Here is a 19,149-nt window from a genome sequence, read left to right as displayed (position 1 = left end):
TTAGCTCCACAAAACACCCAGATCAGGACCGATATTACATCGGTCCTGACTTATTTTATTTGTCCCAGCCCCGCGGAAACCCCACGTTTTAAATTTCGTAGGTCGTTCGGTCCGGGTGTGGATACCGGCTGACGTAGGGCCTGGGGCCTGATCCTGGGATTTTGGTGGATTGGCAAGAGTGTTCAGGGCGCCTTCATACCATGCGTGCACGGCCAGCCAGATATACGGATCCGATCGCGCCGGATGGCCCGTCGTGGGGAGCCATGTGACCATTCACCGGCGAGTAACTGAGCGGTGCGGATGGACTCCGTGCCTGAGGCCAAAGTCGCCAGTCGGGCGGCATGGGCCGCTGCATGCGTCTGTATGACGAGGTAGCGCATCACGCTGTCGGTGGTTCGGAGGGGCGGGTTGACCTCAGTCCATCTTCGTGGCGCAGTTTCGAACTGGTCCATGTCAACCCTCGCGTTCGCCATGGGCACTAGGTCGTTATGGGCTTCTTTGTACGCCAAGTAGCTGACGGTGCCTGGTTCGTTCGGCTCAGGTACACCCGCCAATGACCAACTGAATGATCCTGAAGCGCAACGCAAAGTCGAGTCTCTCGCGTCGGTAAGAAGGCTATCCACACCGGACTCGCCGACGCGATCCTCGACTACGTCGCGGGTCCTTGGAAATGCGCGCTGACGACAATCAGCTCGCTCGGCTGGCTACGTTACCCGGCCGCAGGTCGGTGGCGGGCCGGCTGAAGGCGGGAGTGCTCGATCGCGGCAGGTAGTAGCCGTATCCGCAGCCCGCGCAGGCGCCCAGGCCCCTGCAGCAGCGACGGATCCTTGCTGTTGCGCGAGGCGAACCGTTTGTTCTCGGCCAGCCGCTGCGCGACCCGTTCGAAGGTTTCGTCGGTGACGATCGCCGGGACCGGGATCTCGGTCCACTCCGCGCGTCGTCAGCGATATCCGTCGTCCCGCACGGCGGTCTGGGACCGGATTGGGTTCGGGCGCCGCGCATCTCGGACCAGGCTTTCCACTGGCTGTGGATCGGCATCGCGGCCCTCGTGACCGTCGGACACTGACCAGGGCGTGAGTTCTGCGATCGTGGTGTTCCGTTGGCGGATCGGCTTACGGGAACACTGCAGCGCCAGCAGCGGCCGTTCGTACTTTGCACTTGATGACGGCTTCAGGAGTCGGGCCCGTGGCGGGGCGCGGTAGCGTGTGCCGGTGGATTGGAATGCCTTCGAGGCGGCATGGTGCGACAGCGGATGCCACAGCCTGGCTGACCTGGCCGCAGCACATCCGGGCGAGCGGTTGTACGCGGCAGCCTTTCACCTCTTCTACAGCGATGGCAGCCAGATCCTTCCGCCGGCTCTTGCGGCCAACACGGAGGCGGCGGTGCACCAGAACAACGGATATTCGACGCGGTTCGTCCCTCCGGAGTGGCGATGGGACGTTCTCGATGCCGCGGTCGACCCGATGCGGCTGTGGTATCAACGCCTCAGCGAGGAGTTCCTCACGGTCAGCACTGATGCCGCCCGGTACGCAGCGGGGGAAGCGCTCGAGGCGGCACACGACCGCGCCATGACAAGGGTCTGTAAGGCGATGACCGCGACCGCTCGCCGGGGCGGTATCCACGACTCGCTGCCGGCTAATTTCGTTGTCGTCATGCTCGAGGGACAGCGGGGTGAGGAGGAAGCCGGTCTGATCCGCGCAAGTGTCGACCCACGGGTGCTTGCGACCGTCCCCGAACTGGTCGAGCACTTGGGGGATTTCAAGGGGGCGTGACCTCCAGCCAACTCAACGGCTTCCATCTTCAGGAACCGGCGATGGGGAGACGACTATTCATGTTCAGCTTGATGGAGGCGACCACATACTGAATTGAGGGGTATACGCGCGGGAGGTGCAGGACACTTCGTGGGTGATCACAATGCAGCCCGTGCTGGAGATCTATGCGTTTGACGACTTTGCCCTCTGGCCAGTTGCCGAGGTCGAGACATACGGTTTCCTTGCGCTCAGCGGCGAGCTCACACCAACAGAAGTCGGGACCGCAGTGATGCGCATCGCCGGTTGCAACGACATCGATCCCGAGCCCGACGGGCGCCCGCCCCGGCCTGCTGACCCGCTGAGATCCTTCCTGCACGGCCTGCTCACCTTCGACACTCTCTTTGCGGCCGGCGGCCTGCGGGTCACCGACAGCGTCACAGGCATCGTGTTCTTGCCTGGCTGCTGCAACGGCCTGGAGGATTGGCGCGATTGGTATGAGGTTCTCGACGGAAGCGGCCAGGCATCTTTCGGTCACGATCCCGACCCGTGCGCCGAACGCCGTGGTGACATGGTCCGGCTGACCGTCGATGCCGAGCAGAGCGACAGCTCGGTGATCGAACTGTCCGCCGCGCATCTCCGACAGCTACTCGTCGGAGCCGAGCGGGACCTTGTCGACTTCCTTGCCCTGGCGGCCGATTGGGCCTCTCAACACTTGTCCGACCACGCTGCCCCAGTCACCGCCGCCCTAGCGCGCGCCCTGAACTTGCCTTCGCCGACCGAGAACCTCGACGCTCGGGCTGATGCCTCTTGACATGGCGCAGCGGAGCCTTCAGTTACCCACGATAATGAGCTGATATCTGATCACCGTAGTCGCGAGCGGCAATGGTTGACGAGCCTGCGTAAGGGAGATGTGTTCGTGCCGAAGCGCTATCCTGAGGAGTTCCGCCGTAAGGTGCTCGACCTCGTTGCCGCTGGTCGTCCGGTCGCGCAGGTCGCCCAGGATCTCGGTATCAGCGATCAGACGATCTACAACTGGCGTCTGGCTACATCGGTGGATCGCGACGGCGTCGATCGGCGAATCCTGACGGCGCCCCAGACGATTGAGATGTCGCATCGGTGGAATCTGACGTCAGGGTCGCGCTTGACATCCAGCTGGGGTGGTTCGATTCGCCCGCGCAGCGGCATTTCCGGACGTTCGGCCATCGCGTGTTGATTGTTCGTCTCCGGAAGGCGTGCCTGGCACGCAGCCGGTGTGGTCCCATGGTTGGGTCACATTCGCCTCGTTATGGGAGGGGGCGTCAGCGTACGACCGAGTAACGTACGCAGGCGAATTCGCCGTTATGGGCGACTTCCTTGGTCTTCAGTTCGAGACGGCGGGGGAGCAGGGGTGCGCCCGCGCCCAGCGTGACGGGGGCGATGGAGACGATGATTTCGTCCAGCAGGCCCTGATCGGCGAATTGGCCGACCAGCTCGCCGCCGCCCATCAGCCAGAGGTCTTTGCCGTCGGCGGCCGCGGCCATCTCCTTGTGTACGACCTCCACCGGCTTCGAGGTCGATCGGAAGTCGCGGCCGTCGTCGAAGGCCGGGAACTCGCGATGGGTGAACACCCAGGTCGGCATGTTGTAAGGCCAGGGCTCGGTGGAATTCTCATTGATCCATTGATAGGTGCTCGAGCCCATGGCGATCGCGCCTGCGCCAGCCGCGAACCGGTTCAATCCCAGCGGGCCGTCCCAGTCGACCTGCCGAGACAGCAGCCAATCCAGGTTGTGGTCGGGGGTCGCCAGGAAGCCGTCCAGGCTGGTAGCGGTGTGGTAGACGGTCTTGAAGGTCACGTCATCCTCTCTGGTGTAGCCATTCGATGGGATCGCCGTCGTCGATTTCGGTTCCGGCGATGGCTAACTCGGTTCGCAGCCAATGCCGTACGAGATACCTGCGGTGGGTGGAGTAGCTGAGGATGTGGGCGATCACGCTGCCGATGACGAAGCTCTGCGGCGGCTCGCACAGCGCGTCGATCAGGGTGTCGTCCCACCCGCCACGCCGGGTGAGATCGCGGATGGTATCCAGCCACCGAACCGCTACGCGCTCATGGCGTTTCACCAATTTCGGGAGAGCGTCGTCGGCGGCCGTCGGGATGTCCTCGCCGTCGATCGCGGCCAGCCACACCTCCTTCGACTCGATGAGATGGGCGAGCACGATGGCAATGGATTCCTCGGGCCCCCGGAAAGACTCCACCAGCAGGCCCGGAAATCGCACCCGCTGGTACTGCGATTCGTCGAGTTGCGCTGCCATACTGAGGAGTTCGCGGGTGTCGTCGATATCGTGATGGATCAGCAGGGTCGTGGGATCCAGCACGGCCTGTTCTTTCGGCGCACTCGTCACCCACAGCGACATGGGCGGGTGAAAGTGGATGCCATTGCTCGTGGGCAACCACCGTCGGCGCTCGTCCGCGGGAGTCAGGCTCGGCGGATGCCCGAAGGCAGCGCTGAACGCGCGGCTGAAACCCTCGACCGAGTCGTACCCGGCCGCGAACGCGACGTCGGTCACCGACTTACCCGTCGACAGCTCCCACGCCGCCCGCTCCAGCAGCACCCGCCGTTTCAGCGCCACCGGGGGCTCGCCGGTACCGCGCGAGAACTGCCGGGTGAAATGGAACGGCGAAACGAAGGCATCAGCCGCCATCGCACCGAGCGTGATGTTGTTCTCGTCCAGCACCGCGTCGAGCAGTTCGCGTAGTCGATCTCGTCCGGTCTTGGCCACACGACGAGTCTGCCAACGCGGCCCCGAAGCCCGCTTGACCGATCTTGCTCAGCCTCCGACTCCACCTCGGCGTACGGGTTCAGGCCGTACTCACACTGCAAAATGATGCGTTCCGCCAGCGACGGATCAGCAGGGCCAGTTGACCTTCGCCGGCCTCTCACTGGCCGGTTCGGTCAGCGCGGTCAGCGGCAATAGCGGATGTTCCAGGCGAGGCTCGCTATCACTGGCGCGATAGGGTTCTGCAGTGCGACACGCCATCATCGCATTGGTCTTGCCCGACCCCATCAGCGCGGAAGCGGCGGACCGCTGGGATCTGGTGCCGGTGCCGCTGCTATGCGATCTCACGCTGTTGTACGTGACCCACTACTACACCGCATATTGGCAAGCGCAACTAGGGATTTCGAGCTACCTCGAACTCCTTCCGAGGCGCCGGGACTGTTCCCGCGCGAAGGCGTCGTGACGACGATTGCGACCGAGCTGGCGACTCGGCCCGACTCGACATTCGCTGTGGTGCTCACAGACTATTTCGGCGGTATCGGCGAACAGTGGGCAGCGGTGTCGGTCGACGGTGGACCAGTGCGGTCGGTGAACGCCATCAACACGGCGCTGCGTGCGCTGGGCATCAGAGCCACGGCAGGATCGGATGAGTTCGACACGGTCGGCCTGGCGGCCCATCGGTCGACACCCGACTACCTCAACCGATACATCGATCTGTGCGACGAATTCGGTGCTTGACTCTGTACCGTCCGATTCTTGATGCGCGGCAAGCCTGTGCGCGTTGCCCGCCCTGGATCGGCACGGTTGGCCGGTTCGGACAACGCACCATGCGGCTACCGCGCGTTCGAGGTAACTCGTGGTGTGAGGTTGCGTTCGTTTGGTGATGGTTCGCGGGGTGTGGGCGCAGACTCGAGTCTGGCCCCACGGTTTCCCCGCGCTTTCGTCGTCGATGTGGTGTCGGCGTCGGGTGCCTTACCGGGGGTAGGGCTGTTCGCGGAGCCGAAAGACATCGTCGGTCGCATGGCCTTTTCCCTGCTCAGATGTCTGCTCGGGTGTCGCGCACCGTCTTTGGGAGCTGTGGGCTGGGTGGCTGCGCTGCAGTTGGTCGACTTGACGTTCTGACGAGCGGGTCATTGAGGGTCGAGTATTCGTTGTGGTGGTGCGTTCCGGGGTAGTCCGGTGAGGAGACCGTGTAATTCGGTCCTGACGGAAATTCCTCGCTGTGCGGGGCATTTCCGTTGTGGTCGAACGTAATTCGTTGCCCTGTAAACAGGCTGATGTGGCCACTTCCATTGTCGTCGCGGGGGCGATCGTTGGTGTCGCTGCCGAACATTGATGCCTCGCCGGACTGACGAGTCTCATGAACCTCTCTGTGGGGGTCAGGGGTTCGAGCCCCCTCAGCTCCACAAAATAGCAAAGCCGCAGGTCAATAGCCCTGCGGCTTTGTTACATATGAGTAGTTATCCGAACCATTTCCAGTTGGCGGCCAGTCCGGCCGTACCTGTTCACTACTCGCGCCGGCTGCAGCCCGACGGGTGAGCGCTCATGCCGATGAGCGTGCATCCGAGTGTCGACGCCGGTCTCGAATCGCAACGTCGGAATGCCGCCAGCGTGGAGAACCGGCCGCTGTGAGGATCGGAAGAATGACAGTCGATGTGATGACCACTCTGCGGGCCTTCTATGCGGCCGAGGCCGCGTGCCTCACCGAGGGCGCCGAGTTCGAGCGGATGGCCGCGCACTTGGCCCCGGACGTCGTCATGCACCAGGCGTCCAGCCTGCCCTACGGCGGCGAATGGCGTGGGCACGAGGGCTTCCGGAAGTTCATCGCCGCCATGGGCGAGAACTGGGACGGACTGTGGTTCGACGAGCAACAGTTCCTCAGCGACCACGATCGGGTCGTGGTCTGCAGTCGCGGCCGCCTGCGCGCACGACGCACCGGGCGAACGTTGAAAACTTCGCTGCTGCAATGGATCAGCTTTCGAGACGGCTTGATCACCGAGTTTCGCCCGTACTATCACGACACTTCTGCCGTGCTGGCCACACTGACCGAGTGATCGAATCCTAGGTCTGGTCCCGCGACGTCCGCGACGGAGAACTGATTCATCACTCCGACCGCGGATCGACCTACACCGCTATCAGGTTCGCGAATCGGCTGGCCGACAAAGAGATTGCGCAATCCATGGGCTCGGTCGGTGACAGCTACGACAGCGCATTGATGGAGAATTTCTTCTCCACCCTGAAGACCGAGCTGGTCTACCGGCACGCTATTACTCGACCGGCCGGTACATCCGTTCGCCTGGAGCGTGAAGCAGCGCGGCGGGGCGGGGTGCCCATACCAACGGGTACCACGCGTTGTTGGCGGCAGCCTGGGGGCAGCCGGGTCACCGGTCCGTTGGTTCGTCGGGCATTGCCAGGCGGTGGGGCGTTCCCAACGATAAGCTACTTCAAATACGTTACGACGGAACCGCACCAGTGCTGATGACGATCAACAGTCATGTCGATAGGCGCCGGATTCCGGAGCGGGGTACGTGCCCCGATACCGCTCGTCATCTGGAGGTTCGGCACATATGGGTTGGTTCAAGCGCAAGCCCCGATCCGACTCCGCCACGCCGCAGGACCCCCAACTACGTCGCGGTGGTGTCGTCGTCAGTAGCGAACATTCTCCTCGCCGCGTGGTGAGTGTGGAGAAAATACTGATAGTGCACTACGGCAACATCCCCGATCAGGACGAGTTGCAGCGCCTTCTCCAGGCTGTCGGCCTACGAGCTGGTTTCGACCCCACCGACGTACCCGCTGCCGCCGTCGAGGCGGTGGGTGGCCATCGTGCAACCGTCGTGAATGCGTACGCTGCAGCGCTCAGTCTCGAGAACCGTGGGCAGTTGCGGCGCAACGCATTGAAACGAACGGGCGCTTACATAATCGACGCGGGGGTGGAGCAACGGGTCGGAGCCGTGGTCTGGGACTCGGTCGCCTGGAACGAAACCAACGCCTGGGTCCGGGAACTCATCCCGATCCACCTGGAAAGAGCAGAACGCGAGGATCCCGAACTGGCACGGCAACGCAGCTGGATCATGCTGGAGGACGAACCTGCAATGGCGTTCGTCGCCCGTGCCCGTGACGGCGAAGGGCTGCGGTTCGACGACGTGTACATCGCGGTAAGCCAGGTAACCGAGACAGCCCCGCAGCGGATCCGGAAGTTGATGCCCGGCGGGTTCCTGGAGTGGTCATCCGGCGTTCTGAACGGCCTCGGTGCGCCGGTCGGGGAGCTGGACATCGCGCACTGGGTCGTGGCTACCGACCACAGTGGAAACAAAGTCCTCCATCTTGCCTACTTCGCGCGAGGCAGGCATGCCCTGTTACCGACCGACCTCATAGATCTCCCGTAGCAACAGTCATCAGGTAGTCGGATTGGTCGGCGGTTCCTGGTACGTAGGTGATCGCGAAGGACATCCATTCGACGGTGCCGTCGGCGCGTACCAGCAGGCGTTCGAGTCCGATCGTGCCGGATCGGGCGGGGACGAATTCCTCGAACACCAGGTGGTGGATCTTGTTGTTGTCGTCGCGGTGGCGAAATCGTAGACCGATCGTCCGCGCAGGACCTGGGCCGGGACACCGATCATGTCCGAATTGGGCGCGGATACGGGAAGACTCGTCACCGAACTTCGTGCCCTGACCGAGCCTGGCTCACTCGGTGTATGCGTGCGGCCGCGGTTTTGAACAGTGGCTGTTTGGAGGCGGGGTCGATCTCGGTGCGGGTGAGTTCGTTCGCGGCGCGGGTGCGTGCTGCCCCGGGGATGTCGGCGTCGGGCATGTCCCAGTAGCCGTAGTGGAACGGGATGAACACCACGCCGGGCCGGATGTCGGTGAGGCGGGCGCGGGCGCGCAGGGCTCCGCGGGCGGTGCTGACCTCGACCAAGTCGTTGTCGGCGATGCCCGCCGCTTCAGCGTCGGCCGGTGATATCTCTGCCCACACGTCCGGGGCGGCGGCCTGCAGTTGAGGGGTGCGGCCGGTCTTGGTGCGGGTGTGGAAGTGGTAGATCGTGCGGCCGGTGATCAACGCCAGCGGGAATTCGGGGGAGGGGGGCTCTGGTGAGGGCAGGTAGGGTGCGGTCTTGATCATCGCGCGCCCGCCCGGGTTGGTGTCGCGGTAGCGTTGCTGGTCCCACGGCTCGCCGGTGACCAGGTCCTTTCCGTAGCTTTCGCAGTCGTCGGGATGCGCGAAGAACACGCCGTTCGCGTACAGCCGACCTTCGCCGTCGCTGATGCTCGCGCTGGGGCCCGGCCATTGCACTCCGCCGCGGCGCAGCAGGTCGTAGGACAATCCGGTGTAGTCGCAAGGCCGACCGGCGCCGCATTGTTGCCATGCCGCGTAAGCCCCGCGTTCGTCGTCCCAGCTCGGCAACGGATTGCCGTCCCGGTCACGTAGGTCCATGCGGCGGGCGAAGTCGATGAATATCGACAGATCCGATCTGGCCTGGCCGGGCGGGTCGACGGCTTGTTCGGACAGGTGTACGGTGCGGTCGGCGTTGGTGAATGTTCCGGTCTTCTCGCCCCAGGCTGCGGCGGGGAGAACGATATCGGCCAATGCCGCTGTCTCGGTGAGGAAAATGTCCTGCACGACCAGAAAGAGGTTGGGGCCGCTGAGGATTCGTCGGATGCGCGCCAATTCCGGCAGTGACACCGCTGGATTGGTGGCCGAGACCCACAGCATCCCGAGGTCACCGGTTTCCGCCAGTCGAATGATCTGCATGGCGTGTGTGGGTGGCTTTCCATGTGCGAGGAATGCGGGTTCGACGTTCCACAGCCGGGCGAGTTGTTCGATGTGGGTGGGGTTGGCCCAGTTGCGGAATCCGGGCAGATCGCCGTCGGCTCCGCATTCGCGAGTGTTCTGCGCGGTCGGCTGTCCATTCATCTGCAACACACCGCAGCCCGGTTTGCCGAGCATGCCCCGCACGAGGTGAATGTTGTTGACCTGCACCGCGGCGGCGGTGGCTTGGTGGGACTGGTAGAACCCTTGCAACACGGTCGATACCAACCGTCGTGTGGTGCCCAGCAGGCGTGCGGCGCGGTGGATGTCGGCGACCTCGATGTCGCAGATCTGTGCGGCTCGTTCGGCGGGCCATTCGGCGACGGTGGCGGCGAGGTCGTCGAATCCGACAGTGTGCGCGGCAATGTAGTCGCGATCGATCCAGCCGTGCTCGAGCAGTTCGTGCAGCAGCGCGTTCATCAATGCCATGTTCGTGCCCGGGCGCGGCGCCAAGTGCACTGTCGCGCGTTCGGCGACAGCAGTGCGCCGCGGGTCGATGCACAGCAGCGCGGGCGGGTGCGGGCCCGCGAGGCGGTCCAGGATCCGGGCCCACAGCACACTCTGGGTTGCGGCGACGTTGTGTCCGTAGAGGGCGATGACGTCGGCATCGTCGAAGTCGTCGTACGACCCGGGTTGTCCGTCGCAGCCGAACGATTCCTTCAGGCTTTCCGCGGCGGTGGCCGTGCACAGGCGGGTGTTGCCGTCGATGTGGTTGGTGCCGATGCCGCCCCGCGCGAGCGCGGCGAGGGTGTAGTACTCCTCGAGGAACAGTTGTCCGCTGGTGTAGAAGCCGATCGACTCGGGTCCGTGCGTGTCGAGTAATTCCTTGGTGCGCTGCACGATTCGTCTCATGGCGGTGTTCCAGTCGCAGGGCACCAGTTGCCCGTCGACGCGGTGCAGCGGGGTGGTGAGCCGGTCCGGCGATGCGGTGGCCTGCCACCCGAACAGGTCTTTGGGGTCGAGGCGGCCGCGGTTGATCCGGTCGCGGGCGCGTCCGCGGACGCCGACGATGCGGCCCTGTTTCACCGCGATGTCGAACGCGTCGCCGTTGGAGTGCAGGACCGAGGCCGAGGGCACCCACCGTTCCACTTCGTGTGGTGTGATGCCTTGTGCCAGTTGCATATCGACGCGGGCAGGCCATACGTCTCCGCGTCCGTAGGGGGTGCGCGGGCCCCACGGATCGGTGATCCGGGACCGATCGGACTCGGTGATCATCGACGGTTTCATCGGCGCGACCTCCAGGCGTAGGGCGGGTACGCGGCGGTGCGCAGCAGCCGTGCCGGGTGAGCGGCGTTGCGTGCGAGCGCCTGGGTGGTGGACCGGACGGCGTCGGGCGTCTTGTCCAGGTCCTGGTAGTCCGTGGACCCCATGGCCTCTCCGGTCCAGCCCTGATCATCGGACTCGCCGCCTTCGGCATCGAGCCGTTCGAGCGTTCGCTCCGAGAGTGCTGCCAGCACCTGCTCTGCCGGCAATTGGCTGCTCGACGGGGTCGGCGACCGCTTCAGCGTGCACACCGGCGCGAGCGCCTTCACGGGCGCGGAATCAGTTGTGGTGCCGGGATTCTGGGGCATAGGGGATTCCTTCCGGGTCACCGGATTTTGGATCACAGGATCGGCCGGCCGCCGGTGACCGCCACCCGGGCACCGGAGATGTAGCTGCCGTCGTCCGCGGCCAAAAGGACATAGGTGGGGGCGAGTTCGGCGGGCTGACCGGCTCGGCCCAGCGGGGTGTCCGCACCGAAGTGCGCGACCTTCTCCGGCGGCATAGTCGAGGGGATCAGCGGCGTCCAGATCGGCCCCGGCGCGACGCTGTTCACTCGAATTCCCTTGGGCCCCAGCATCTGTGCCAGGCTCGCGGACAGATTCGCGATCGCGGCCTTGGTCGCCGCGTACGGTGCCAGCGTCGGTGAGGGCATATCGGAGTTGACCGAGGAACTGCCGATGATCGACGATCCTGGCGGCATATGTGGCACCGCGCCCTCACGGGCGAAAGCGATCGCCACCGCCCGCCCGATACCACTGTCAGCACCGGTGATCACCGCGGCCTTACCGGCTAGCTTGCCGCTGCCACGGTAACTGTCCTCCCCGCAATCCGGGCGCGGATTCATCCGAGCCTGCACACCGGGCACGCGCTGCTGCTGTTCGGGAAAACCCATCTGTTCGCGCTCCTGTCCACGAGAGGCCGCCACGTCGAACGGCTGATTCACGACCCGAACTACCCAGCGCGACAGCTACCAATCAGGCACCCGCCGATCACCGCTGGAACACCTGTCTCGGGCCCGGCCCGGTGGGGGTGCTGATTGATGATCGATGTGAGCGATGAGACCGATGCCGAGGGCGTGGAGCCTTTTGGCGGAGTCGCGTCCCTGGTCACCACCTCGGTTTCCCGGGATTGTTGTTGTCGCGCATGGGTCGGTGCCGGTGCTCGAGGGTGTCCGGATCGCCGGCGCGGTCGACCGCACCCTCGAACGTCATCACCTCTCGTGCATTGCGCGCCGCGACGCTCGGTGCAGCTTCGAACCCCGCTTGCGGCGGTTCATATTTTGCGGGCGACTCCCGCGTAGAACTGGACCTGGTTGTCCATTCTGTCGGGCGGTGTGATGGCGGGGCGCCATTTGTGGGGGGTGGTGAGGGCGGGTTCTACCCATTCCAGGCCGGTGAAGAAGCGGGCGAATTCTGCTCGGGTGCGGATCTGGCCGGGCATTCCCGATTCGTGGTAGATGCGTTCGACCTCTGCCATTTCCGGGCCGAAATCGGGTGTGGCGTGGGTCATTGCCAGGTATGAGCCGGGGGCGAGGGCCGAGAGGAGATGGTCGACGATCTCGTATGGGGAATGTTCGTCCTCGACGAAATGCATCACGGCGATCAGCGACAGTGCGGTGGGTTGGGTCGGGTCGAGAGTCTCGAGCAGTTCGGGTGCGGTCAGGATCGAATCCGGCTCTCGGACGTCGGCGTGGACGTAGGTGGTGCGGCACTGGGCGGTGCTCGTCATCAGCGCGCGGGCATGGGCGAGGACCAGCGGGTCGTTGTCCACGTAGACCACGCGCGAGGCGGGATCGACCTTCTGCACGGCCTGATGCAGATTCGGTTCGGTGGGAATGCCCGTCCCGATATCAAGGAACTGCCGAATGCCCCGGCCTGCGCAGAATTCCGCGGCCCGCAGCATGAAGCTGCGATTCTGTCGCGCGGTCACCCGCACATGCGGATGCACCTGTTCGGAACGGGCGCCGGCGCGCCGGTCCGCCGCGTAGTTGTCGTGGCCCCCGAGCCAGTAGTCGTAGACCCGCGCGGGATGCGCGAGCTGAGGATTGAGATCCGCAGACTCCACAGTTGGCAACTGTAGCTCGAAAGTCCTTCGTGCACAGCGGAATTTCTGACACGTCGCCATTTCACCAGGGGAAGATCTCGATACGCAGTTCGCGACGGACTTCGCATCAACGTTGTGTCGCAACGGTATTCGGATACATTCTGGGCACATCGCCGTTCGGCCGAGCTGATCGGAATGTTCCGTCTTCCTGCCGAACAAATACCGGCGGTGGTTTGCTTCGCTCCGGTATGGGAATACGAAACGTATCCTCGCCCGCCATCGATGTCGGAAATGGCGAGCCGCGCAGCGCAAAGGTGCCCCGGGCTGTCGGCGGTTCGACCTTCGGCAGATCGAATCCCTCTGGCTCGGGGCACCTTTCGCGGTCACTGTGCGCGCGCCGAAACAACCCGCACGGGGTGTGGATGGTGGCGACGTCAGGCCGCTGCCGAATCCTCCCAGCCGGTGAACTTCCGGTACGCGTCGATGTAGTTCTCCGAGAAGATGGGGGCGAAGGACAGGTCGGGCAGGTCGAACGCATCAATCATGGTGGCGAGGTGGTCCAGTAGTACGGTGCGATGCGTACGGAGTTCCTCCGCGACCCGAGGCATGTGCTCATGATCGATGAACCACGCCGCGTTCGCGTGAATACATTCCAGTGCGTACGCGGCCGCCGCGGACTCCGCCAGGCCACGAGCAGTCGGGTCCGCACCGGCGACGGCCTCGAGATACAGGGCCGTTGCGGCGAGTCGTTGACTTGTCGCGGTAGCCATTTCGACGGCGGCCGATTCAGGGCCGATCGCGCTGCTGGCCGCATCGTACGAGTCGTTCCGCAGGTTTACCGCGATCCGGTGTTCGCGGTGGATCAACATCGCGATGTACCACGGCAGGTCCTCGGGTGTATCCGGAAGTATCAGATGCTCGATGGTCGGGTGCGTTCCGGCCTTGACCTGAAGTATCCGGTTCTCTCCCTCAGCGGTGATGATCGCCTTGACGTTGCCGATCCAGTCGGCGATCAGGTTGCTGCGCAAAGCCCCCTGGGCGCCGGCCCGTTGTTCACAACTGGTCAGTACCTGTAACGCGGTATAGCTGAGCAGGGGTTTGGCGAGCATAGACCACAGCGCGTGGTTGTGTCCTTCTGTATCGGGGGCGGCGCGAAGGTCGCGGATCCGGCGGCCCAGCACGCTTGTCGCATACACAGCGGCCAATGCGGAGACCTGGTCCAGCTGGATGTTGTCACGGTCGGCCATCACCACCCCGTCACCAGGGCGGCGTTGCAGCGAGTAGTTCACTAATCCGGCCAGACCCGCGCGCGCGGACGCGATCGCCGCGTTGGCCAGATCCAGCCGTCCATCGCCGAGGACACTGATCGCACGGTGAAACCGTTGGCGCAGTGGCACTTCGCATTCGAATCGTCCGTCCGGAGTCATTCGTGCCCAGTCGCCGCCGAGCAGCCCGTCGCGTGGCACCCACAATCGTGTCAAGCGGTAGATGCCGTGGTCCATGGGCGCGGAGGACTTGTCCGGGAGAGCTGCGGTATCGACGCCCCTGGCCAGCCCCGCCGATGCACGCAGCTTGCGCAAAGCCCCGGATTTGGGTGCAACCCCCTTCAACAGTTTCACCAGCGCACGTCTGCCGAGACTCGGCCGGGTTCGCAATCGCACCAGGAATGGCAGGACGCCCTGATCGGCTCCGTCGATGAGCAGACGCGCGGTGACAACCGCGGTCTTGGGGACCATCGACGCTGCGTTCGGCATGAACTTCCATGCCGAGGCGGTCGGGGTGGAGAGCCAGAAACCGCCGGTCGCGGGGTCCCACTCCGCGATAGTTTGATGGTCGGCTCCATTGGTACCGCCGAGTTCGGTCAAGCACAGCAGGCCGATCGTCTTGCCAGTGTCCAATTCGGTCAGGCAGTCCTGCTGATACCGAGATCCGTTGCCCAATCGATTGATCGCGCTGGTGGACAGGGAGAAGTTTCCGGTCAGGATGAGCAGCAGACGGGGTGCGGCGACCTGCGCGTTGTCACAGAGTGCCCCGCGCAATTGGTGGTCGGCGGCGATTTCCCTGGTGGTACGGCCGAGCCGGGATATCGCCCTCGGCAGCAGTTCGGGTGCGAGGAGAGCCTCGTCGGAGTGCGTGAGATCGTAGCGGGGAATATCGCCGAGTTCGGCGAGGATATTTTTCACCCTGTGATGAAGCGGCCATTGTTCGCCGAAGATCATATATCGTAGCGCAGCCACTGTCGGTGGCGTGTCGGAGCCGAGACGCGGCTCATGATCGGGAGAGGGTTCATCCGCCGGACTGGCAGGACGTGATATATCTGTAGTTGTCATAAAGTACCCACTCTGGTAAATGGCGATACTCCGAGCCCCGGCCAGTGAGTTATGACACGGCACTTCCTCCGGCGCGAAGTGTCCAACAACCGGGCCCGCATTTCGTGCGAATCCGGTATTCCTGAGATCAAATATTCATCGTCATCTCATGCATTCTCCCGGGTTGTCAAGAGCAGTCTCACTTCTCAACTGGTGTATTGAGAAGCGGTGGGGCGGCTCGTCGGCGTCTGCGGAGGAGTTCTCGGGAATACGACCGGCAATGCTACGAGGCCACGCGCGAATGGACCCGGTCGCCAGACCAGCGATTCGGCCGGCACTGCCAGTTGTATGTCGGGCAGGATATCGAAAAGCCAATCGACGAGCCCCTGCACGATCTGGAGGGATATGTTCTTGGCATCATTGGGGCATTCGTGCGGACCGAATCCGAAACCGGCGTGCCAGCCATCGCTGTGGTAGTCGCCGTTGTTGATCGACGGATCGCTGCTGCACGCGACCAGGCTGACGATCACCGGCTCGTTCGCGGGCAGCCACACGCCATCGATCGCGATGGGTTGACGCGGATAGGTGAGCTGGTAATTGGCGAGCGGCGGGTCGGTGGCGAGTACCTGGTTCAGTGCTGTCTTGGTCAGCGGGCGTTCGTCGATGGGTGTGGTCAGCAGCAGTTTCAGCGTGGTAGCCGCGAGGTCGGCGGGGATCTGAGTGCCAGCCGACAGGCAAGTCACCAGCTGCTGCACGATCTCCATATCGGACAGGCCGCTCTCGTGTGCGATCAGGCGAGAGGTGATGTCGTTGCCGAGATCGGCTCGCCGCAGCGAGATCAGGTCGAGCAGCGCCGATTCCAATTGCACATTTGTCTCGACGGTATCCTGGCCTTCGAAGAGATCTGCGCTGGCCTTGGCAATTCGCGCCATGATTTCCGGTGGCGAGCCGACCATGTGGTTCAGCATTTTGAATGTCAGCGGGGCGACGTAGTGCTGGATCAGGTCGAGCGGCTGCTCCCATGAGGCGCCGTCAGCGCAGAACGAGTTGATGAGTTCGTGGGCCTCGACCTCCAAGCGGTCGAGCATATCGAATTGATTGACCCGCGACAGTGCGTACTGGGTCGCCTCGCGGTATCGTTTGTGTTCCGGGCTGTCGCCATTGCTGCGTAGCGCATTCGACCGCCACTCCACCATCGGCAGAAAGTCCAGCCGTCGATCGGTAGGGAGTTTCAACTGCCACGGACGCGGATCGGCCGCGAAATGCGCGGGGTCGTGTAGGATTCGCCTTGCCGTCTCGTATTTGATCACCAGCGTCGCTGGAATGCCCTCGTCTATCCAGACGGGTATCAGCGGTAGGTCGCCATAGTATTCACGCATGAACCGGTAGTAGCCGTGCGGATTCTGCGCGAATTCTTGGGTGTGCATCGGAACGCGTTCTTCGACAGCGCCAATATCTACCGCCGAGGACGTATCCGGCCGCTGAAATTTGGTAGGCTGTGCGGAATTCACGGTGAAGATGCTCCTTGTATGACCTGACAATGGACGGCGATGGGAACTCCGGTGCGATGCGGGCGAAACACCCCGGACCGGTCGGTTCGATTCGTTGCGGAGTCATGTGCACGCGGTCAGCCCCGGCCGATCTGCGCGACATATCCTGCAACTCCCCTGTTCGACCAACCTTTCGCACGCGAAAGTCGTTCGGCCGCAACGTATCTGGATGCGATCAAACGATCCCATCATAGCCGTCGGCAACACTGCCCGCAGCACGAGTGGGTGGCAACTTCGTGGGGACTGCGAGTGGTGGTTGCCTCCTGCTGATTTCCTGTCCGGCGGTGGATCGTCACCGTTGGGCTACCGGGGTATGCGCTGCCGAGCTTCGGCGCACCGTGGATCACCGCATATTTGCGCAGACGATGCGGGCGATCGGTGGCGCAAGCCTGGACGATCACATGTCGGAAAGCTCGATGCATCACTCACCTTCGCGTGCGCTCCGTGCCCTACCCGGCCGTCGGGTTCGGAGCGGCGAATGTGCGTCCCCCTCGGCTCTCCGGCAATCGCATGGTCACCGGGGTGAGCTCTCGGAACCGCGGTTGCTCGATATGTTCCCGCAGACGGGGCGAGTGGTCTTTTCCGCTCGCCGGTCCGACAACGCACAGGTGATGGCGTGCCGATGTGTCGATCTCGCAGGTGTGCGGCATTGCTGTTGCCGCAGAGTAGCTTTCGATCGATCGAGTCACGAATTGTATTGTGCCACAAATTTTCTTACGACTCACGGCGAACAGTCACATGCGTTCGCCATCGTGCGAATCACCTCGGCCGCCGTCGTTCGCGCGCAGGTCACCGCATGTGCTCGGGCGATTTGCCGGATTCCACCGGACCGGGTATCGGGTGAGCGTGGTTGCGGCGGAGCCGGTTTCCGTGGCGAGCGTTGCCTCGTCGGCCGTCGTCCGGCGGCGGTTCGTCGACGAGTCGCGATTCGACCGATGTCGATCTGCTACCGATCTCCGTCGTAGTGCTCGTGGGGCATATCGAAAGCGGCTGGAATTGCGCTCTGAACCGAGGCGGAAAGTGTGACGACGAACTCGTCGGCCATTCGTGGCGAGCCGGATGTGAATTCCTCGGGCTCCGTGGGCATCTGCTCAGCGGGGGTCCCCGAGATCGTCCGGTGATCTGCGCAGGCCGTTGAGGACGACGTCCAGCAGGCCGTCGAGATGGTCGGGTTCGACCGGCCGGCGGGAGAGGGTGAGGAAGATCAGCGCGCCGATCAGTGCGTCGGCGGCGGCGAGGTGATTCGCATCGGGGCGCAGCTCGGCGTCCGAGGCGAGGCGCTCGCACAGATGTTCCCGCAGCGGTCCGGTGAAATGGGTGTACAGACGAGTCGCGGCGGTGTCGTCCACCGCCGCCGCGCCGGTCAGGGCTCGGGAGAGGGTGTGGCCGACAGGAGAGGCGATCTGCTCGCGGAATGCCAGAAGCCAATCACGCAGCGCCTCGGCGATATCGGACCCGCTGGGCTCGGGCAGGGGCGGGGTCGGGATGAAGCCGTCCAGCACCGCGTCGACCACGACCGCTGCCTTCGACGACCACCAGCGGTAGATCGTCTGTTTGCCGACGCCGGCGCGCCGGGCGATGCCGTCCAGCGACAACCGGTCGTAGCTTTCGGATCGCAGGATGTCGCGGGTCGCCTCGAGAATTGCCCGGCGAGACGCCTCGTTGCGCTTGGGGCCGCGGCGGGGCTGAGTCATGGCCGTCAGCGTACGAGGCGTGTAGTCTGCGCTGAAAGCGAGACGATTCGTATTGTATTTGTTCGAGGAGTGGCATGAGCGAGGTTCTGGCAGTGATCGGGGCCGGCGGTATGGGTGAGGCCATCGCGCGTCGTCTGGGATCGGGGCGGCAGGTGCTGCTGGCCGATGTCGACGCGGCACTTCTCGACCGGGTCGCCGCCACGCTGGACGGCGACGGGTATCAGGTTCGGACCCGGACAGTCGATGTGTCCCAGCGTGATTCGGTCGCATCGTTGGCGGAGCACGCCGCCGGACTCGGCTCGGTGACCGCGCTGGCGCATACGGCCGGGCTGTCTCCGGCGCAGGCGTCGACCGCGGCCATTCTGGCGGTGGACCTGGTCGGTGTGGCGTTGGTGCTCGAGGAGTTCGGGAAGGTCGTCGCGCCGGGCGGGGCGGGAGTGGTGATCGCGAGTATGGCCGGGACATTCTCGGCCGGGCAGTTGCCCGCCGAAGTCGAGGCCGCGTTCGCGACGACTCCCGCGGAGGAACTGCTCGACCTGCCGTTCCTCGCCGGTCCGGGCATGTCGCAACCGGGCATCGCCTACAGCGTCGCGAAACGTGGGAATCAGGTGCGGGTACAGGCCGCGAGCCTGGCCTGGGGGCGGCGAGGGGCGCGGGTCAACAGCATCAGCCCCGGTGTCATCAGCACCGTGATGGGACGTCAGGAGCTCGCGGGTGAATCCGGCGCCGGGATGCGCGCGATGGTCGAGGCGTCGGGAACCGGGCGGTTGGGCACCGCCGGGGATATCGCGGCAGCCGCGGCGTTCCTGCTCGGTCCCGACGCCTCCTTCATCACCGGAATCGACCTCCTCGTCGACGGCGGTGTCGTGGCCGCTACCCGCCACGGTGGCTCGTGATTTGCCGAATCCGTTGTCCGCGTTGCTGAGTCCGTCTCGGTGACAGCGGATCACCTGGTCATCCGGATCGAGTGATCGAATG

Annotated in this window: 18 protein-coding genes; 8 read left to right on the top strand and 10 right to left on the bottom strand. The window is 64.2% G+C overall.

Annotation, left to right across the window (positions count from 1 at the left end):
- The first annotated feature begins 1,211 nt into the window (after positions 1–1,211).
- The 3 genes from NV1_RS32705 (at position 1,212) to NV1_RS46080 (ending at position 2,964) form a co-directional block, all read left to right on the top strand.
- Positions 1,212–1,772, top strand: a complete 561-nt coding sequence (locus tag NV1_RS32705) for a DUF4303 domain-containing protein (RefSeq protein ID WP_169813463.1) — start codon at positions 1,212–1,214, stop codon at positions 1,770–1,772.
- Positions 1,773–1,923: 151 nt separating this feature from the next.
- Positions 1,924–2,562, top strand: a complete 639-nt coding sequence (locus tag NV1_RS32700; protein WP_218027272.1) for a hypothetical protein — start codon at positions 1,924–1,926, stop codon at positions 2,560–2,562.
- A 99-nt stretch (positions 2,563–2,661) separates the two neighbouring features.
- On the top strand, positions 2,662–2,964 hold the full coding sequence (locus tag NV1_RS46080) for a transposase (protein ID WP_245714042.1): 303 nt from the start codon (positions 2,662–2,664) through the stop codon (positions 2,962–2,964).
- Positions 2,965–3,049: 85 nt separating this feature from the next.
- On the opposite strand, the gene NV1_RS32690 is transcribed toward NV1_RS46080, so the two are convergent.
- Together NV1_RS32690 and NV1_RS32685 are read right to left on the bottom strand one after the other, a co-directional pair.
- Complete coding sequence (locus tag NV1_RS32690) at positions 3,050–3,583, bottom strand: dihydrofolate reductase family protein (protein ID WP_067900309.1); 534 nt, start codon at positions 3,581–3,583, stop codon at positions 3,050–3,052.
- Position 3,584: 1 nt separating this feature from the next.
- Positions 3,585–4,508, bottom strand: coding sequence for a helix-turn-helix domain-containing protein (locus tag NV1_RS32685; RefSeq protein ID WP_067900306.1), 924 nt, complete (start codon positions 4,506–4,508; stop codon positions 3,585–3,587).
- Positions 4,509–4,752: 244 nt separating this feature from the next.
- On the opposite strand from NV1_RS32685, the gene NV1_RS32680 reads away from it, so the two are divergent.
- The 4 genes from NV1_RS32680 to NV1_RS32665 all read left to right on the top strand — a co-directional run bounded on the left by NV1_RS32680 (position 4,753) and on the right by NV1_RS32665 (position 7,891).
- Positions 4,753–4,968 carry a hypothetical protein gene (locus NV1_RS32680; protein ID WP_067900302.1) on the top strand — a complete coding sequence of 72 codons (216 nt, stop codon included), beginning with the start codon at positions 4,753–4,755 and terminating at the stop codon, positions 4,966–4,968.
- Positions 4,965–5,243 (top strand): hypothetical protein, encoded by a 279-nt coding sequence (locus NV1_RS32675; protein ID WP_067900299.1) that lies wholly within the window; start codon positions 4,965–4,967, stop codon positions 5,241–5,243. The genes NV1_RS32680 and NV1_RS32675 overlap by 4 nt, the downstream gene beginning before the upstream one ends.
- Before the next feature lie 905 nt (positions 5,244–6,148).
- Entirely contained in the window at positions 6,149–6,559 is a 411-nt protein-coding gene (locus NV1_RS32670) for a nuclear transport factor 2 family protein (protein ID WP_218027271.1), read from the top strand.
- Between the two features lie 618 nt (positions 6,560–7,177).
- On the top strand, positions 7,178–7,891 hold the full coding sequence (locus NV1_RS32665) for a hypothetical protein (RefSeq protein WP_067900297.1): 714 nt from the start codon (positions 7,178–7,180) through the stop codon (positions 7,889–7,891).
- Here NV1_RS32665 and NV1_RS44040 read toward each other — a convergent pair.
- The 8 genes from NV1_RS44040 to NV1_RS32625 form a co-directional block, all read right to left on the bottom strand.
- Positions 7,875–8,039 (bottom strand): hypothetical protein, encoded by a 165-nt coding sequence (locus tag NV1_RS44040; protein WP_157117514.1) that lies wholly within the window; start codon positions 8,037–8,039, stop codon positions 7,875–7,877. The two genes, NV1_RS32665 and NV1_RS44040, sit on opposite strands and share 17 nt — an antisense overlap.
- A 118-nt stretch (positions 8,040–8,157) precedes the next feature.
- On the bottom strand, positions 8,158–10,539 hold the full coding sequence (locus NV1_RS32660; protein WP_373864679.1) for a molybdopterin oxidoreductase family protein: 2,382 nt from the start codon (positions 10,537–10,539) through the stop codon (positions 8,158–8,160).
- The gene (locus tag NV1_RS32655; protein ID WP_067900294.1) at positions 10,536–10,883 is read right to left on the bottom strand and encodes a hypothetical protein; all 348 of its coding nucleotides are present in this window, start codon (positions 10,881–10,883) and stop codon (positions 10,536–10,538) included. The genes NV1_RS32660 and NV1_RS32655 overlap by 4 nt, the downstream gene beginning before the upstream one ends.
- Positions 10,884–10,915: 32 nt before the next feature.
- Positions 10,916–11,467, bottom strand: coding sequence for an SDR family oxidoreductase (locus tag NV1_RS32650; RefSeq protein ID WP_067900402.1), 552 nt, complete (start codon positions 11,465–11,467; stop codon positions 10,916–10,918).
- A 380-nt stretch (positions 11,468–11,847) separates the two neighbouring features.
- On the bottom strand, positions 11,848–12,639 hold the full coding sequence (locus NV1_RS32645) for an SAM-dependent methyltransferase (protein ID WP_067900291.1): 792 nt from the start codon (positions 12,637–12,639) through the stop codon (positions 11,848–11,850).
- 413 nt (positions 12,640–13,052) lie between these two features.
- Positions 13,053–14,801, bottom strand: a complete 1,749-nt coding sequence (locus NV1_RS32640; RefSeq protein ID WP_169813461.1) for an acyl-CoA dehydrogenase family protein — start codon at positions 14,799–14,801, stop codon at positions 13,053–13,055.
- Positions 14,802–15,133: 332 nt separating this feature from the next.
- Positions 15,134–16,438 (bottom strand): cytochrome P450 family protein, encoded by a 1,305-nt coding sequence (locus NV1_RS32635; RefSeq protein WP_245714041.1) that lies wholly within the window; start codon positions 16,436–16,438, stop codon positions 15,134–15,136.
- A gap of 1,130 nt (positions 16,439–17,568) precedes the next feature.
- Positions 17,569–18,171 (bottom strand): TetR/AcrR family transcriptional regulator, encoded by a 603-nt coding sequence (locus tag NV1_RS32625; RefSeq protein ID WP_067900282.1) that lies wholly within the window; start codon positions 18,169–18,171, stop codon positions 17,569–17,571.
- 74 nt (positions 18,172–18,245) lie between these two features.
- Between NV1_RS32625 and NV1_RS32620 the strand changes: the two genes are divergently transcribed.
- A complete protein-coding gene (locus NV1_RS32620; RefSeq protein ID WP_067900280.1) occupies positions 18,246–19,067 on the top strand; it encodes an SDR family oxidoreductase in 822 nt (273 codons plus the stop codon).
- Positions 19,068–19,149 lie beyond the last annotated feature (82 nt).

The organism is Nocardia vaccinii NBRC 15922, from assembly GCF_001613305.1.
GTDB lineage: Bacteria > Actinomycetota > Actinomycetes > Mycobacteriales > Mycobacteriaceae > Nocardia > Nocardia vaccinii.
This window is presented reverse-complemented; position numbering and strand designations above follow the sequence as displayed.

Bases quoted from the DNA above. Each gene is read 5' to 3' on its own strand.
- NV1_RS32660 (WP_373864679.1), bottom strand. From the start codon at position 10,539: ATGAAACCGTCGATGATCACCGAGTCCGATCGGTCCCGGATCACCGAT.
- NV1_RS32625 (WP_067900282.1), bottom strand. From the start codon at position 18,171: ATGACTCAGCCCCGCCGCGGCCCCAAGCGCAACGAGGCGTCTCGCCGG.
- NV1_RS32655 (WP_067900294.1), bottom strand. From the start codon at position 10,883: ATGCCCCAGAATCCCGGCACCACAACTGATTCCGCGCCCGTGAAGGCG.
- NV1_RS32650 (WP_067900402.1), bottom strand. From the start codon at position 11,467: ATGGGTTTTCCCGAACAGCAGCAGCGCGTGCCCGGTGTGCAGGCTCGG.
- NV1_RS32620 (WP_067900280.1), top strand. From the start codon at position 18,246: ATGAGCGAGGTTCTGGCAGTGATCGGGGCCGGCGGTATGGGTGAGGCC.
- NV1_RS32670 (WP_218027271.1), top strand. From the start codon at position 6,149: ATGACAGTCGATGTGATGACCACTCTGCGGGCCTTCTATGCGGCCGAG.